General features: G+C 64.5%; 12 protein-coding genes. 9 read left to right on the top strand and 3 right to left on the bottom strand.

What is annotated here, in order from left to right; translation table 11 throughout:
* The first annotated feature begins 109 nt into the window (after positions 1 to 109).
* From PQ467_RS13120 to PQ467_RS13080, 9 genes are all read left to right on the top strand, one after another.
* Complete coding sequence (locus PQ467_RS13120; RefSeq protein WP_274173830.1) at positions 110 to 418, top strand: STAS domain-containing protein; 309 nt, start codon at positions 110 to 112, stop codon at positions 416 to 418.
* Positions 415 to 783, top strand: coding sequence for a response regulator (locus PQ467_RS13115; RefSeq protein ID WP_274173829.1), 369 nt, complete (start codon positions 415 to 417; stop codon positions 781 to 783). Before PQ467_RS13120 ends, PQ467_RS13115 begins: the two co-directional genes overlap by 4 nt.
* Entirely contained in the window at positions 780 to 2,756 is a 1,977-nt protein-coding gene (locus tag PQ467_RS13110) for a chemotaxis protein CheA (RefSeq protein WP_274173828.1), read from the top strand. The genes PQ467_RS13115 and PQ467_RS13110 overlap by 4 nt, the downstream gene beginning before the upstream one ends.
* Positions 2,753 to 3,253, top strand: a complete 501-nt coding sequence (locus PQ467_RS13105) for a chemotaxis protein CheW (protein ID WP_274173827.1) — start codon at positions 2,753 to 2,755, stop codon at positions 3,251 to 3,253. The genes PQ467_RS13110 and PQ467_RS13105 overlap by 4 nt, the downstream gene beginning before the upstream one ends.
* 69 nt (positions 3,254 to 3,322) lie before the next feature.
* Positions 3,323 to 5,233 (top strand): methyl-accepting chemotaxis protein, encoded by a 1,911-nt coding sequence (locus PQ467_RS13100; protein WP_274173826.1) that lies wholly within the window; start codon positions 3,323 to 3,325, stop codon positions 5,231 to 5,233.
* A complete protein-coding gene (locus PQ467_RS13095) occupies positions 5,230 to 5,727 on the top strand; it encodes a chemotaxis protein CheW (protein ID WP_274173825.1) in 498 nt (165 codons plus the stop codon). The genes PQ467_RS13100 and PQ467_RS13095 overlap by 4 nt, the downstream gene beginning before the upstream one ends.
* Positions 5,728 to 5,759: 32 nt before the next feature.
* The gene (locus PQ467_RS13090; RefSeq protein ID WP_274173824.1) at positions 5,760 to 6,602 is read left to right on the top strand and encodes a CheR family methyltransferase; all 843 of its coding nucleotides are present in this window, start codon (positions 5,760 to 5,762) and stop codon (positions 6,600 to 6,602) included.
* A 3-nt stretch (positions 6,603 to 6,605) separates the two neighbouring features.
* Entirely contained in the window at positions 6,606 to 7,676 is a 1,071-nt protein-coding gene (locus PQ467_RS13085) for a protein-glutamate methylesterase/protein-glutamine glutaminase (protein ID WP_274173823.1), read from the top strand.
* Positions 7,677 to 7,686: 10 nt separating this feature from the next.
* A complete protein-coding gene (locus tag PQ467_RS13080; protein ID WP_274173822.1) occupies positions 7,687 to 9,459 on the top strand; it encodes a chemotaxis protein in 1,773 nt (590 codons plus the stop codon).
* Here PQ467_RS13080 and PQ467_RS13075 read toward each other — a convergent pair.
* From PQ467_RS13075 to PQ467_RS13065, 3 genes are read right to left on the bottom strand one after another with little or no spacing between them, the layout of a single operon-like run.
* Positions 9,456 to 10,859: an efflux transporter outer membrane subunit gene (locus tag PQ467_RS13075; RefSeq protein ID WP_274173821.1), complete on the bottom strand. Its 1,404-nt coding sequence runs from the start codon at positions 10,857 to 10,859 to the stop codon at positions 9,456 to 9,458. The genes PQ467_RS13080 and PQ467_RS13075 overlap by 4 nt on opposite strands.
* Positions 10,846 to 12,000: an efflux RND transporter periplasmic adaptor subunit gene (locus tag PQ467_RS13070; RefSeq protein WP_274173820.1), complete on the bottom strand. Its 1,155-nt coding sequence runs from the start codon at positions 11,998 to 12,000 to the stop codon at positions 10,846 to 10,848. Before PQ467_RS13070 ends, PQ467_RS13075 begins: the two co-directional genes overlap by 14 nt.
* Entirely contained in the window at positions 11,993 to 15,184 is a 3,192-nt protein-coding gene (locus tag PQ467_RS13065) for an efflux RND transporter permease subunit (RefSeq protein WP_274173819.1), read from the bottom strand. Before PQ467_RS13065 ends, PQ467_RS13070 begins: the two co-directional genes overlap by 8 nt.
* Positions 15,185 to 15,278: the final 94 nt, after the last annotated feature.

Here is a 15,278-nt window from a genome sequence, read left to right as displayed (position 1 = left end):
ACTGCGTGAGACTACGCAGGCCGTCCCAAATCAAGTATCTATACGCTTTTGATAAGCCATCCCGGAGCAAGGGCCAGTTGGTTGACCCTTGTATGGGTTGGGCTTGGCTATGGCGATATTGGTAAAGCTGGCGCAGGATGTGACGTTGCCCACGATCGGCGCGGCGCATGACGCCCTGTGCGCGGCGTTTCTGGCCGGGCAGGATGTCGATCTGGACGTCGATGGCCTTGAAACGGGCGATCTGGGCGTGGTGCAACTGATCCTTGCCGCGCGGGTCGAGGCCGAGGCCAACCATCGCCATCTGCGCCTGACCGCGCCGGCCAATCCGGTGTTGATCTCGCTGCTGGCCCGCACCGGGCTATATCCCCAGACCCATGCCGATATCGATTTCTGGTTTCACGGAGTTATCCCCGCATGAGCGCGTCCATTCTTACCGTTGATGATTCCTCCAGCCTGCGCATGGCGGTGCGGATCGCCCTGACCGGGGCGGGCTATACCGTGACCGAGGCCGGCGATGGCATGGAAGGGCTGTCCAAGGCGGGCGCCCAGCGTTTCGACATGATCATCACCGATCTGAACATGCCGCGCATGGACGGTTTGACCATGATCCGCGAAATCCGCAAGAGCGGCAAGCAGACCGGCGTGCCGATCATCTTCCTGACCACGGAAAGCGATGATGGCGTCAAGGGGCAGGCCAAGGCGGCGGGCGCGACCGGGTGGCTGGTCAAACCCTTTAACGCCGATCAACTGGTCAAGATCGCCCGCAAGGTGCTGGGCCGGTGACGCAGGACGATCCGGTCGCCGCCTTTCGGGTGGAGGCGGGCGAATTGCTCGAAACGGTCGAGCGCGCGCTGCTCGATCTGGCCGGGGATTCGACCAATACCGGATTGGTTGACGAGGTGTTTCGCGGGCTGCACACGCTCAAAGGCTCGGGCGCGATGTTCGGGTTTGAGGCGCTGGCCCGCTTTACCCACCATTGCGAAACCGCCTTTGACCGCGTGCGCAAGGGGCAGGCCGAGGCCAGTCAGGCGCTGATCGGGGTGGTGCTTTCGGCGCGCGACCATATGCAGGCGCTGATCGATGTGGGCACGCAGGGCGATCCCATGCTGGAGGTGGCGGGGGAGGCAATCCTGTCCGCGCTGGAAAAGGCGGTGGCCAACAGCGATGGCGTGGCCGTGCCGCGCCCCGTTCAGGTCGAGCGCAAAGGCTGGCATATTTCCTTCAAACTGCCCCCCGGCGCGATGGCCAACGGCACCAACCCCTTGCCCTTGCTCGATGAATTGCGCGAACTGGGCGATTGCCGGATCACGCCGCGCCTTGATGAGCTGCCGCCTCTGGCATCGCTGGTGCCCACCGAATGCTATATTCATTGGGAAATCGTGATCGAAGGCGATGTGACATGTGAGGACATCGAGGATGTCTTCATTTTTGTCATCGACGACATGGATATGGCGATCACGCCGCTGGTTGAGCCGCAGCATGGCGACGAGCCGGTCGCGGTGCTGCCGGTCGCCGCGGTGCTGAGCGCCCCGGCGCCGGTGGCCAAACCCGCCCCGCCCGCGCAGGAAAGCGTGCGCGTCCCCGCCGAGCGTCTGGATGAGCTGATGAACCGGGTGGGCGAACTGGTCATCGCCCAGAGCCGTCTGGCCCAATTGGCGGCGAGTGCGGGGGCGGTCAATGCATTGACCCTGCGCGCGGTGTCGGAGGATATCGAGCGCCTGTCGGCCGAATTGCGCGATACGACGATGGCGATGCGGATGATGCCGGTGGGTAATCTGTTTGGCCGTTTCCGCCGCCTTGTCCACGATCTGGCGCGCGAAACGGGCAAGACCATCGAACTGGTCACGCATGGCGAGGCGACCGAGGTCGACAAAACCGTGATCGAGCGTCTGGCCGATCCGATGATCCATCTGATCCGCAATTCCTGCGACCATGGGCTGGAGAGCGCCGAGGACCGGGTGGCGGCGGGCAAGCCGGTGACCGGCCGCCTGACATTGTCGGCGCGGCAGGCGGGCGGCGAGGTGCTGATCGCCATCACCGACGATGGCCGGGGCATCGACCACGAGCGCGTGCGCGCCAAGGCCGAGGCGCAGGGGCTGATCCAGCCGGGCGCTTTGCTGGGCGATGGCGAATTGTTCCAGATGATCTTTCACCCCGGATTTTCGACGGCCGCCGCGATCACCAACCTGTCGGGCCGGGGCGTGGGCATGGATGTGGTCAAGCGCAGCATTGAATCCCTGCGCGGCACCATCGACATCGCCAGCACGCCGGGCATGGGCACGACCATGACGCTGCATCTGCCGCTGACGCTGGCGATCATTGAATGCATGCTGGTGCGCGTGGGTGAGGGGCGTTACGCGATCCCGCTTTCCGTGGTCGAGGAATGCATCGAATTGCCCGCCGCCGAGGTGACGTCGACCGCGCGGCGCAATTTCCTCGATGTGCGCGGCGAACTGGTGCCCTATCTGCGCCTGCGTGAGACATTCGGCACCGATTATCCGGCGGACCTGTTTCAAAAGGTAGTGATTGTGGGGCAGGGGCGCGGCCGGGTCGGGCTGGTGGTCGATCAGATCATCGGCAACACCCAGACCGTCATCAAATCCCTGTCCCGCTTTCACGTTGGCCAAGGCAGCTTTTCGGGCGCGACGATCCTTGGCGACGGCAGCGTGGCGCTGATCCTTGACGTCAGCAATCTGATCATGGCGGCGCAAAAGAACCAGCGCCTGCTGGGCGAGAGAGCGGGGGAAGTGGCATGAGCACGATGGCGTTGCCCGAACGCGTGCTGACCTTTGAACTGGATGGCGAGATCTTCGCCATCGACGCCCAATCCGTGCGAGAGATCCTTGAGGTGCCCTGTATCACCCGGGTTCCGGGCGCGCCGGCCTTTGCCAATGGCCTCATCAATGTGCGCGGGGCGATTGTGCCGCTGGCCGATCTGGCCGTGGCCTTTGGCATGGCCCGCGCCACGCAGGGGCAGGACACCCGCGCCATCGTGATCGAGACAGAGGTGGAAGGCGAACCCACCATTTTGGGCATTCTGGCTGACAAGGTGCTGGATGTCACCGCGATGGAGGGGGTGACGGTGGCCGACGCCCCGCCGGTGGGCATGCGTTGGCGGGCCGATTTCATCCGCGCCATTGCCCGCCCGCGCGGGCAATTCGTGATCTTTCCCGATCTGGAGCTGATCTTTGCCGAGAGCCTGGGCCGGGTCGGTGGGGGCGCTGCTCTCGATGGAACGGTATTTGTAAATTAATAGCATTAAAACAATAAGATATTCAGGAAAGAACATCCTTGGCAAGGGATGAAGATAAGGAAAGGTGCCATGTCTTTAAACCCGTTTTCAAGCCCTTCCAGTGCGGTTGTTCTGGACGAACTGGCCCGTGTTGAGCGTTCGATTGCCGAGGGCAATCTGACCGCGCGGATCCATGCCGACCATGGCAATGCGCAAACCCGGACCTTGTTGCATGCGGTCAATACGCTGCTCGACACTGCGCTGGGGCCCGTGGCCGATCTGCAATCCTCGATCCGCACGATGGCGCTGGAGCATGATCGGGGCGACATCGACGCGGCCATTGATGCCCGCCATTTCCGGGGCAATCTGGCGGTGGTGGCCGATGACATCAACAATCTGGTGGCATCGCATATTGCGGTCAAGAAACAGGCGATGGCCTGCGTCAAGGGGCTGGCCCACGGGGATTTCGAAGCGCCGCTGGAACAGTTGCCCGGCAAGAAGGCGTTCATCAACGACACGATCGAGACGCTGCGCCGCAATCTGACCGGGCTCATTTCCGAAATGAACCGTATGAGCGAACAGCACAACAAGGGCGACATTGACGTCATCGTGCCGGTCGAGAAATTTCAGGGCGAATTTGCCGCCATGGCGCGCGGCATCAACGACATGGTGGGCGGTCATATCGAGGTCAAGAAAAAGGCGATGGCCTGCGTCAAGGCATTGGCGCAAGGGGATTTCGACGCGCCGCTCGAACAATTCCCCGGCAAGAAGGCGTTTATCAACGACACGATCGAAATGCTGCGCCACAATTTGCGCGAGGTGACCAAGGAGATCAGTCGTCTGATCGAGGCCTCGATTGCGGGCAAGCTGGAGGAGCGCGGCAATCCCAATTGCAGCCAGGGCGATTTTGCCGAGATGATCGACAAGATCAACCGCATGCTCGACGCCATCCTGCTGCCCATCGGCGAGGGCAATCGCGTGCTGGCGCAGGTGAGCGGAGGCGACCTGACCCAGCGCGTGGAGATCGAATGCCAGGGCGACCATCGCCGGATGAAGGATGCGATCAACCAACTTGTCGACAGCCTGCTTGATTTCCATGGCAAAATCAGCAGCGCGGCCGAACAGGTGGCCTTTGGCAGCGGGCAATTGGCCGAAGGCTCGCTGCAATTGTCCAATGGCGCCACCGAACAGGCGGCCAGCACCGAGGAAGCGTCCAGCTCCATCGAGGAGATGGCGGGCAACATCAAGCAGAACGCCGACAATTCGGCCCAGACCGAGAAGATCGCCCGCCAATCCGCCAAGGCCGCCGAAGCCAGCGGCGAGGCCGTGACCAAGGCGGTGACGGCGATGCAGACCATCGCGGCCAAGATTTCGATCGTGCAGGAAATTGCCCGCCAGACCGACCTGCTGGCGTTGAACGCGGCGGTCGAGGCGGCCCGCGCGGGCGAGCATGGGCGCGGATTTGCGGTGGTGGCCTCCGAGGTGCGCAAGTTGGCCGAACGCAGCCAGGAAGCGGCAAGCGAGATCAGCACGCTCTCGGCCGATACGGTCAAGGCCGCGACCGAAGCGGGCGAAATGCTGATCCGTCTGGTGCCCGATATCCGCCGCACGTCGGAACTGGTGGCCGAAATCAGCGCGGCCTGCCGCGAACAGGATATCGGTTCGGCCCAGATCAACACCGCGATCCAGCAATTGGACAAGGTGACGCAGCAAAACGCCGGTTCGTCCGAGGAAATCTCGGCAACGGCGGAGGAATTGGCATCGCAGGCCGAGGAATTGCAGGCCAGCCTTGCCTATTTCCGCACGGGTGATCCGGCGCGCATGGCGCCCGTTCGCGCCAAATCCGCCGCGCCCATGCGCCGGGCGGCGGGGCGTCCGGCCAAAACCACGCCGCGCGCCCATTCGCTCGCCCACCAGCAGGAGCGCCTGCGCGGCTTTGCGCTGGACATGGATCAGGGCGGGCCGGACAGCGACGACCTTGATTTCGAGCGCGTGGCATGAGCGCCCAAGGGCCGTTGCAGGCCGTCACCTTCAGCATCGGGGCCGAGGTCTTTGCGGTGCCGGTCGAGCAGGTGCGCGAAATTCTCGACTATCAGGAGAGCTTTCGCCTGCCGGGCGCGCCTGCGCATTTTCTGGGGCTGATCGATGTGCGCGGGGTGGGGGTGCCCACCATTGATCTGCGCCTGCGCCTTGGCCTGCCCCGCGCCGAACCCACGCCCCTTACGCGCATCCTGATCCTTGAGGTCATGCGCGAGGGGCGGATCATCCTGCTGGGGCTGGTCATCGACCGGGCGCTGGTGGTCAGCGCCTTTGCGCGGGAAAGCATTGAAAATGCACCCGACATCGGCATCCGCTGGCGCTCGGACTATATTACCGGGGTGATCCGTCAGAATGGCAATTTCGTCGTTCTGATCGACATGGCCAGGGTGTTGACCAGTCAGGATGCGGCCATGATCGATCAATCCGCGGGCGAAGCATGGGAACAGGCCAGTTGATCGGTCAGGCCCCAACCATGGCAGGCCATGGCATGAGCTATGAGCAGGCGGGCACCGCCATCGGTGATCGCCAGTTTCGCCGCGTGGCCGCCTATATTCAGGCCCAAACCGGCATCAAGATGCCCGCCAGCAAGGTGCAGATGATCGAGGGCCGATTGGTCCGCCGCGTGCGCGAAGGGGGGTTTGCCAGCATAGATGACTATTGCGAGCATATCCTGTCGGGCGATGCCGAGGACGAGGTCGTCGATGATTTCATCAACGCCATCACCACCAACAAAACCGATTTCTTCCGCGAACCGGGCCATTTCGACTATCTGGTGCAACACATCCTGCCCGAATTGCGTGCGCAAGGTTGCCGCCGCGTCCGATGCTGGAGCGCGGCCGCATCGACCGGCATGGAGGCCTATACGCTGGCCATGATGCTGGCCGATTTCATCGCGCCCCAACGCGATATGGATTATTTCATTCTGGCCACCGATATTGACACAAGGGTTTTGGCCGAGGCGCGGCGCGGGATCTACCCGCAGGTCGCGCTGGCCCCGGTGCCGGCTCAGTTACGGGCGCGCTATGTCCGCAACGCGCGCGATCCCTCGCGCAAAGAGGCGCGCATCATCCCCGAACTGCGCTGCAAGGTGGGCTTTGCGCGGCTCAACCTGATGGACAGCCACTATCCGGTCGGCGATCCGATGGATGTCATCTTTTGCCGCAACGTGCTGATTTATTTCGAGCGCGAAGTGCAGGCCAAGGTGCTTGCCCGGCTGTGCGACAATCTGCGCCCCGGAGGCCATCTGATCCTTGGCCATTCGGAATCGATCCATGGGCTTGATCTGCCGCTTGTCACCGTGGGCAACACGGTGTTCAAAAAGAAGGGATAGGCGATGGCCAGGATCCGGGTGCTGATCGTGGATGATTCGGCCAGCGTGCGCCAGATGATGACGCGCATCCTCTCGACCGATCCGCAGATCGAGGTGATTGCCGCGGCCAGCGATCCCTATGTTGCCGCGCGCTATATCAAGGAAGAATTGCCCGATGTGGTGACGCTGGATGTGGAAATGCCGCGTATGGACGGCATCACCTTCCTGCGCAAATTGATGAGCCAATGCCCCTTGCCGGTGGTGATGTGTTCCTCGCTGACCGAGAGCGGGTCGGAAACGCTGCTTCAGGCGCTGGAGGCGGGGGCGGTCGATGTGATCCTGAAGCCTCAGGCGGGCGTGGCCGATTTTCTGGCCGAGCAGCATCAGCGGATTTGCGATGTGGTCAAAGGGGCGGCCCGCGCCCGCGTCAGCCGCCGCACCGAGCGCAAGATGATCACGCCCCAGCAGAAGCTGACCGCCGATGCCGTGCTGCCCCCGCCCGGAACGCGGGCGATGAGCCGGACCACCGAACAGATCGTCTGCATCGGCGCCTCGACCGGCGGCACCGAGGCGCTGCGCGAGGTTCTGGAAGCCTTGCCCGCCGATGCGCCCGGCATCGTCATCGTCCAGCATATGCCCGAGCATTTCACCCGTTCCTTTGCCCAGCGTCTCAATGATCTGTGCGAGGTTGATGTGAAAGAGGCCGAGGATGGCGACACCGTGATGCGCGGCCATGTCCTGATCGCGCCGGGCGGGCGCCACACGCTGCTGACGCGGCAAGGCGCGCGCTACAGCGTCAGCGTGCGCGACGGCCCGCTGGTGTGCCGCCATCGGCCATCGGTGGACGTGTTGTTCCGCTCGGCCGCGCAATCGGCGGGGAGCAACGCGGTGGGCGTGATCCTGACCGGCATGGGGGACGATGGAGCGCAGGGGATGCTGGAAATGAAACAGGCCGGCGCGCGCACCATCGCCCAGGACGAGGCGAGCAGCGTGGTGTTCGGCATGCCCAAGGAAGCCATCGCGCGCGGCGCGGTCGATCGTATCGTGCCGCTGGGCAACGTGGCGCGCGAATTGCTCCACGCGGCGGCAAAGTGAAGGTATTTGTATGAAACACGCCCGCTTTACGCTGGTTGAAACCGATCACGCCCCCGCCAGCGGCCAGACCGCCGAGGCGCAGTCGGGCATGGCCGATATTGTCGCGGGGCTTGATTCCCGCTTTATCCCGGCGGGCGAAACGCTGGCGCGTCTGGTCGAGGCGATGGGGGCGGTGCTCTCGGGCATCGACACGATGGGCCAGGTGCTGGGCGAGGATTCGGGCGAGGACAGCGGGGCGGCGCAGGCGCTGCTGTCGGCCGCCCACCAATTGCGCGAGGCGCCCGCGCGGCAGGCCGAAAGAGCACAGCAGGTCGCGGCCCTGTGCCGCGTGATGCAGCAATTGGGCACCCATTCGGCGGAAATTGCGCGCATTCTGACGGTGCTGGAATTCTATACTGTCAATCTGAAGATCGCGGCGGCGGGCGCCGATGAATTTGTCGAATTCGCCAATGACATGAGCGTGAAGCTGAAATCAGGCAGCCGCGAGGTCGAGGCGTTCAACAATCAGATCAAGGTGATGCAGTCCAGTCTGGCCGATATGCGGCGGGTCGATGATGTGCTGGCGCGCGAATGCGCCCGCGTGATCCCGCAGGTGCCCGACCGGCTGGTGGCCGAGGTCGATCAATTGCGCTCGCGCCAGATGTGGCTGGCGCAGGTGGCGGCCTTTTCGCGCGATATCATCCTGCGTTTGCAGGGCCGGGTGGGCGTGGCGCTGGGCGCGATGCAGATCGGCGACATTACCCGCCAGAGGCTGGAGCATGTGCTCGACGGTTGCCGCGCGCTCGAACATGCGCTGGCCGATCCCCAAGGGGCCGACAAGGATGGCACGCGGGGCCATATGCTGCGCCTTTACGGCGACCAGCTGGCCGATCTGACCGGGGATTTTATTGACCAGACCGGCGATCTGCTCGATGTGCTGGGGTCATTGGGGCCTGATTGCGCGCAATTGCTCAACCAAACCCATCGCGACGCAACGATGCAGCAGAGCGGCCATTTCCTGCGCAATCTGGGCGAATGCATCGCGGGCGCCCAAGGCATGACCGGCCAGTTGCAGCGCGCCAACGAGAAGGCGGTCGAAATTGCCGATGTCGTGGTGCAGGTCGTCCATGCCCTGCGCCAGCGGGTGCAGACCATCGAAAGCCTGCGCTTTGATGTCGATTACATGGCCATCAACGTCAACATCCGCGCCCGCCGCGATGCCCAGATCGGGCGGCCCGTCGCGGTGATCGCCGATGAGATCCGCATCTGCTCCCAGCAACTGGCCGAATTGATCCTGAGCATCGCCAAGGTGGCCGATGATCTGGGCCTTCAAAGCGAAGCCTTTGAAAACGGTCATGATGGCGGCGCGCAAATGGGCGTGGACACGATGCTGACCAATGCGCTTGCGATCATCCGCCAGGGCGCGGGCCAGAGCGAGGAGGCGCTGGGCGAGGTGGACCGGCGTGCGCAGGGCATTGCGGGGATGATCGATGTGGCCTGCGATGAACTCTCCATCTGCGGCACTTTGTCGGAAAACCTGCGCGCGATGACCGACAGTTTCGCCGTGCTGGCCGGGACGGACCAGCCCGATACAAATGCCGCATCGCCGCATCCCGCCGCGACGCTGATGGAGGACATCGCCCGCCGCTATACGATGAGCAGCGAGCGCCGCGTGCATGACCGCCATCTGTTGCCCGGCATGGCGCCGTTGACGGGGGCATCAACAGGCCATGCCGGGGGTCCGGGCGCCATCTATCCGCCGCCGGATGATGATGACGCCCTGTTCGATGACGCTTTGTTTTAGGCGGCCCCGCCCAGCGCCCGGACCAGCGCGATGCTGGTCTGCACCCTTTGCGTGGCCACCTGCGCGGCGCGGCGGCGGGCGGCCAGTTCGGCGGTTTCGGCCGTCACCACATCGAGCAGCGTGTTCGCGCCCTTGATATAGAGTTCATAGGACAGTTTGGAGGCCTGACCCGCCGCATCGGCGGCCCGGTTTTGCGCGGCGCCTTCCTGCGCCAACTGGTCCATGGATGTCAGCCCGTCCTCGACCTCGCGCATGGCCACAAGCACGCTGCCGCGATAATTGGCGGCGGCGGCATCCCAATCGGCGCGGGCCGATTCGATGCGCGCCTTGATCCGCCCACCGTCAAAGATAGGCAGCGAGACTTGCGGCCCCAGCGCCCAGAAGGCATTGGGCGCGGAAATCAGGCTGGACACCGCCATGCTCTGAAATCCGCCATTGCCGCCCAGCGAAATCTGCGGAAAGCGCGCCGCGCGGGCCACGCCGATGGCGCGGTTGGCGGCATACATCCGCCTTTCGGCCGCGGCAATATCGGGCCGCCTTTGCAGCAAGGCGGCGGGCAGGGCGGCGGGCGCGCCGATCACCGAAAGCGGGTGGTCGAGCGTGTCGATCTTTACCTCGCCCGCCGGAATGCCCGCCAGCGTGGCCACGGCATGGGCCAGCACGGCACGTGTGGCGCGCACCTGCGCCAATTGCGCCTGTGCATCGGCCAGTTGCGCATCGGCGCGGCCCACATCGATGCCGGTGGCAATGCCGCCGTCATAGCGATGATGGGTGACATCGTCGGCGCGCTGATAGGCCCCCACGGCGTCGGACAGGATCGCGATTTCCAGATCGGCCCCGCGCATCGCCGCCCATGTGCTGGCCAGATCGGCCTGTAGCGCAAGGCGCAGCGCGGCGGCGTCATCGGCGCTGGCCTGCGCATTGGCGCGCGCGGCCTTGACGCTGTCGCGCACCCGGCCCCACAGATCCGCCTCATAGCTGACCGTGGCGCCCACCGTATCGGCCTCGTAATAGTCGGGCTGGGCTCCGCCGCGCAGCGGACGGTCGTCCGATTGCCGGTTGCGGATCAAGCTGCCGCTCGATTCCACATCGGGCATCGTGGCCGCCTTGCTTTGCCGCAGCGCGGCCATGGCCAGACGGTGCTTGGCAAGAATGGCGGCAAGGCTGGGATTGTCCTTCTCCAGCCGCTCCTCCATCGCGTCCAGACCGGGATCGCCCAGCGCGCGCCACCATGTCTTGTCCACCTGCGGCGCGGCGGGCTGGGCCTCGCCCCATACCTTGTCGGCATCGGCGAATTTGGCGGGCAGGGGGGCCGCAGGGGGGCGATAGGCGGGGGCCTGACTGCATGCCGCCGCCAGCAGGGGCAGCAGGGCGATCCAGCGCTTGTTATTGCGCAACATGCACGCTTTCCCCTTCCAGCAGCGAATCGGGCGGGCTGTCGATCACCTTTTCGCCCGGCTTGACGCCCGAACTGATCTCGACCGAATTGCCCTGATCCTGCGCGATGGTGACGGTGGCGAAATGCACCTTGCCCGATGCGTCCACGGTCGCCACCTTGACCCCGCTGCCGCGCAGGATCAGCGCGCTGGACGGCACATTCAGGCGTCCGGCGGGCACCGGCACATCGAAATGCACCTGTGCAAAGCCGCCGGGGCGCAGCGCGCCATCGGCATTGTCCATCACCAATTGCACTTGCAGCGCCCCGGTCTGCGGGTTGATCGCGCCCGATTGATCGACCAGCTTTGCCTCGAAATTGCGCCCCGGCCATGCGGGCGCCGTCAGCCGCGCCGACAGGCCCGGATGCATCAGCGGCGCATATTGCTGCGGCACGCTGACATAGACGCGTAGGCGATGGCCATCGGCCATGGCGAACATGGGGTTCGGATTGGTCGACCCCGGCCCGACCAGATCGCCGATATCGGCGTTACGCAGCGTCACGGTTCCGGCAAAAGGCGCGCGGATCGTGGCATAGGCCTTCATCGCCAGCAAGCGCCCCAGATTGGCCTGCGCCTCGGCCACGGCGGCGACATGGGTGGCGGCATTGGCGGTTTTTTCATCGGTTTCCTGCTGCGAAACCGAATGGGATTTGAGCAGGTCGGTCCAGCGCGCCGCCGTGGTGCGCGCCAGCATCGCCTCGGCCTTGACGCGGACAAGGGTGGCGCGGGCCTGAATGATCTGTTGATCAAGTTCGGGCGTGTCGATGGCGCCCAGCGGCGCACCGGCCGCCACATGCGCGCCGATATCGGCATACCATGCCCGCACATAGCCGGGCACGCGGGCAAACAGGCGCGCCGATGTCCATGCCTCGATCGTGCCGGGCTGGACCAGCTCGTCGCTGGTCCCGCTGGGCTTGGGGGTGATCAGGCGCACGGTGGGCGTGCTTTGCGCATCGGCCCATTCATGCGCCTCGGCATTTTCATGCATGCGCCAATAGGTGCCGGCGAGCACCACGGCGATCGCGACGATACCAGCCGCGATGCCCGCCGACCGCAGGCCCCTGGGGGGGGGAGGGGTGGCCTGCGTTGAGGAAAAATCAGTCATTGTGAGAAAGCTCCTTCTGATCGCCGCGATGGATCAGGCTGAACACCACAGGCACGAAAACCAGCGTGGCCATGGTGGCAAAAATAAGACCGCCGATGACGGCGCGGCCAAGCGGGGCGTTCTGTTCGCCCCCTTCGCCCATGCCCAGCGCCATCGGGCCCATGCCGATGATCATCGCCAGCGCCGTCATCAAAACGGGACGGAAACGGGTGGAACCGGCCTCAAGCGCGGCGGCGAGCGCATCGCCGCAGGCCGCCAGCCTTTCGCGGGCAAAGCTGACCACCAACACCGAGTTGGCCGTGGCCACGCCCATGCACAGGATCGCCCCCGTCAACGCCGGCACCGAAAGCGTGGTTCCGCATGCAAACAGCATCCACGCAATCCCCGCCAGCGCCGCAGGCAGCGCCGAGACGATGGCGGCCGGATCGGCCCAGCTCTGGAAATTGACGACGATGAGCAGGTAGATCAGCACGATGGCCCCCGCGAGCCCTGCAATCAGGCCGACAAAGGCGGTGTTCATCGTCTGGGTCTGGCCGCGCAGCGTGACCTTGGCGCCCTTGGGCAGATTGCTCTTGGTGGCATCGAGGATCTTCTGGATGTCGGCCGAAACCGCGCCCAGATCGCGCCCTTGCGTGGCGGCATAGATGTCAAAGGCGGGCTGGACGGCATAGTGGGAGATCACCGCCGGGCTGGGGCCGCGCTTCAGCGTGCCCAGCGCCGAGAGCGTCTGGAACGCGCCGCTGCTGCTGCTGACGGGGGTGTTCTGCAGGGCGGAGATACTGTCGGTATGCCACAGCGGCGCCTGTACCACGATTGGGTAGGACACGCCGTTCTTCGGATTGAGCCAGAAAGTGGGTGCGACCTGGCTGGACCCGGACAGGCCCACCGAGAGCGAGCGCGTCACGTCATTTTCGGTGATGCCCAGACGGTCGGCCTGCGCACGGTCGATATCGACGCCGATCTGGGGATAGTTCGACGCTTGCTGCAAACGAACGTCCACCACGCCGCCCAGCCGCTCCATCCGCCCCGCCACCATATGGGCATAGGCTTCATTGGCCTTGGCATCGGGGCCGGTGATCATCACGTCGATGGGGGCGGGCGCGCCAAAGTTCAGGATCTGGCTGACGATATCCACCGGCAGGAACGAGAACACCGTGCCCGGAAACGCGCGCGGCAGATCGGCGCGCAGCTTGCGCACGTGCTCGTCGGTGGGGGCGTGATCGTCCTTCAGCGAGATCAGGATGTCGCCATCCTGCGGGCCGATGCCGCCGGTGTTCGAATAGGCGCGGTTGATGCCCGAAACCGGCGGGCCGATATTGTCGGTCACGCTGGCGATCTCGCCCTTGGGCAGATCGGCGCGAACCCGGGCCTCGATGCGGTCGAATTGCGCGGCGGCCTCCTCGATACGCGTGCCGACCGGTGCGCGCACGTGGATGCCGATTTGCCCGGTATCGACGCTGGGGAAGAAATTGCGCCCAAGGAAAGGCACCAGCGCCAGCGAAAGCGCGACGATGACGGCAAAGCCGATCACCACCTGTTTGCGCCGGGCCAGCGCAAGGCTGAGCGCGCCGACATACCAGCTGCGCGCCTTCTCAAAGCGGACTTCGAAGCCATGCTGGAAACGGCGCAGCGGGTTTTGGGTCTGCGGATGACCCACGGTGGCGTCATGCTCGCGCATCTGCTCGCCGATATGGTCGGGGGCATGGGCGCGCAGCAGGAAATTACCCATGGTGGGCACCAATGTGCGGCTGAGGATGAACGAGGCGATCATGGCAAAGACCACCGCCTTGGCCATGGGGGCAAAAAGGAACCCCGCCACGCCCGGCAAAAAGAACATCGGCACAAAGGCGATGCAGATGCACAGCAGGCTGACAAAAGCGGGCTGGACGATCTGCTGCGCGCCATCGAGGATCGCGTCCTTGACCGCCTTGCCCTGTTCGAGGTGCCAGTTGATGTTCTCGATGGTCACCGTGGCGTCGTCCACCAGAATGCCCACCGCAAGGCTCAATCCGCCCAGCGTCATGATGTTGAGCGTCTCGCCGCTGACCGCAAGGCCCATCACGGCGGCCAGCACGGCCAGCGGAATCGAGGCCGCGATAATAACCGTCGAGCGCCACGAGCCAAGGAAGAGCAGGATCATCAGGCTGGTCAGCACAGCGGCAATCACGCCCTCGCGGATCACGCCCGAAACCGCGCCTTTCACAAAGATCGACTGGTCGGCCAGATAGGAGATGTGCAGATCGGAAGGCAGCGTCAGCGCCAGTTGCGGCACAATCTGCTTGACCCCGTCGACAATCGCCACGGTCGAGGCAGAACCCGCCTTCAGGATCGTCATCAGCACCGCGCGGGTGCCATCGACGCGCACGATGTTCTGCTGGGGCGGCGAACCGTCATGCACATGGGCGACATCGCCAATCGTGATCGTCGTGCCGCCAACGGTGCGGATGGGCAGCTTGTTCAGGTCATCAATCGCGCTGGGGCTGTTGTTGAGATGGACGTTATATTCATACGTGCCGATGCGCGCGGTGCCGGGCGGCACGATCTGGTTCTGCGCGGCCAGCGCGGTGCCGACATCGGTGGCCGACAGGTGATGGGCCTGAAGCGCGGCGGGGTCGATGTCGATCTGGATCTGGCGCTCGCGCCCGCCATAGGGGGTGGGGACGGCGGCGCCTTCGACCTGCGCGAGGCCCGGACGGATGGCGTTGATGCCATAGTCGAACACCTTCTGTTCGCCCAGCGTTGGCGAGGACAGCGCCAGTTGCAGGATCGGCACCGTCGAGGCGTTGTAATTCATCACCAGCGGCGGGGTCATGCCCGGCGGCATTTGCTTGAGCACTGTCTGCGAAATCGCCGTCACCTGCGCGGTGGCGGTGCGGATGTCGACGCCGGGGTGAAAGAATATCTTGACCACGCCCACGCCCGCATAGGACTGGCTTTCCACATGGTCGATGTCGTTTACGGTGGTGGAGAGCTGGCGCTCGTAATAATAGACCACGCGCCCTGCCATGTCTTCGGGCGGGAGACCCTTGTAGGTCCACACCGCCGCGATGACGGGCATCTTGATATCGGGAAAAATATCGGTGGGCGAGCGCAGCCAGGCGATGGTGCCGCCCAGCACGATGAGGATGGCCATCACCACGAATGTGTATGGCTTGCCTAAGGCGATTTTGACGAGTTGGAGCATGGATACCCGATCTTGACGACGCGGTGGGAATGCGCCGGTTGCGGGTATGCATTTCGTCCCGCGCGGGGGCGGTTTCAAATGAATTGGATTTTAG

Origin of the sequence: Novosphingobium sp. KACC 22771 (genome assembly GCF_028736195.1) — a bacterium.
In the GTDB taxonomy this organism is placed as follows: Bacteria; Pseudomonadota; Alphaproteobacteria; order Sphingomonadales; family Sphingomonadaceae; genus Novosphingobium.
Note: the sequence above shows the minus strand (reverse complement) of the source record. Positions and strands in the feature narration are given on the sequence as shown.

Coding starts and splice junctions, on each gene's coding strand:
- PQ467_RS13120 (WP_274173830.1), top strand. CDS start 110: ATGGCGATATTGGTAAAGCTGGCGCAGGATGTGACGTTGCCCACGATC.
- PQ467_RS13115 (WP_274173829.1), top strand. CDS start 415: ATGAGCGCGTCCATTCTTACCGTTGATGATTCCTCCAGCCTGCGCATG.
- PQ467_RS13105 (WP_274173827.1), top strand. CDS start 2,753: ATGAGCACGATGGCGTTGCCCGAACGCGTGCTGACCTTTGAACTGGAT.
- PQ467_RS13100 (WP_274173826.1), top strand. CDS start 3,323: ATGTCTTTAAACCCGTTTTCAAGCCCTTCCAGTGCGGTTGTTCTGGAC.
- PQ467_RS13095 (WP_274173825.1), top strand. CDS start 5,230: ATGAGCGCCCAAGGGCCGTTGCAGGCCGTCACCTTCAGCATCGGGGCC.
- PQ467_RS13090 (WP_274173824.1), top strand. CDS start 5,760: ATGAGCTATGAGCAGGCGGGCACCGCCATCGGTGATCGCCAGTTTCGC.
- PQ467_RS13085 (WP_274173823.1), top strand. CDS start 6,606: ATGGCCAGGATCCGGGTGCTGATCGTGGATGATTCGGCCAGCGTGCGC.
- PQ467_RS13080 (WP_274173822.1), top strand. CDS start 7,687: ATGAAACACGCCCGCTTTACGCTGGTTGAAACCGATCACGCCCCCGCC.
- PQ467_RS13075 (WP_274173821.1), bottom strand. CDS start 10,859: ATGTTGCGCAATAACAAGCGCTGGATCGCCCTGCTGCCCCTGCTGGCG.
- PQ467_RS13070 (WP_274173820.1), bottom strand. CDS start 12,000: ATGACTGATTTTTCCTCAACGCAGGCCACCCCTCCCCCCCCCAGGGGC.
- PQ467_RS13065 (WP_274173819.1), bottom strand. CDS start 15,184: ATGCTCCAACTCGTCAAAATCGCCTTAGGCAAGCCATACACATTCGTG.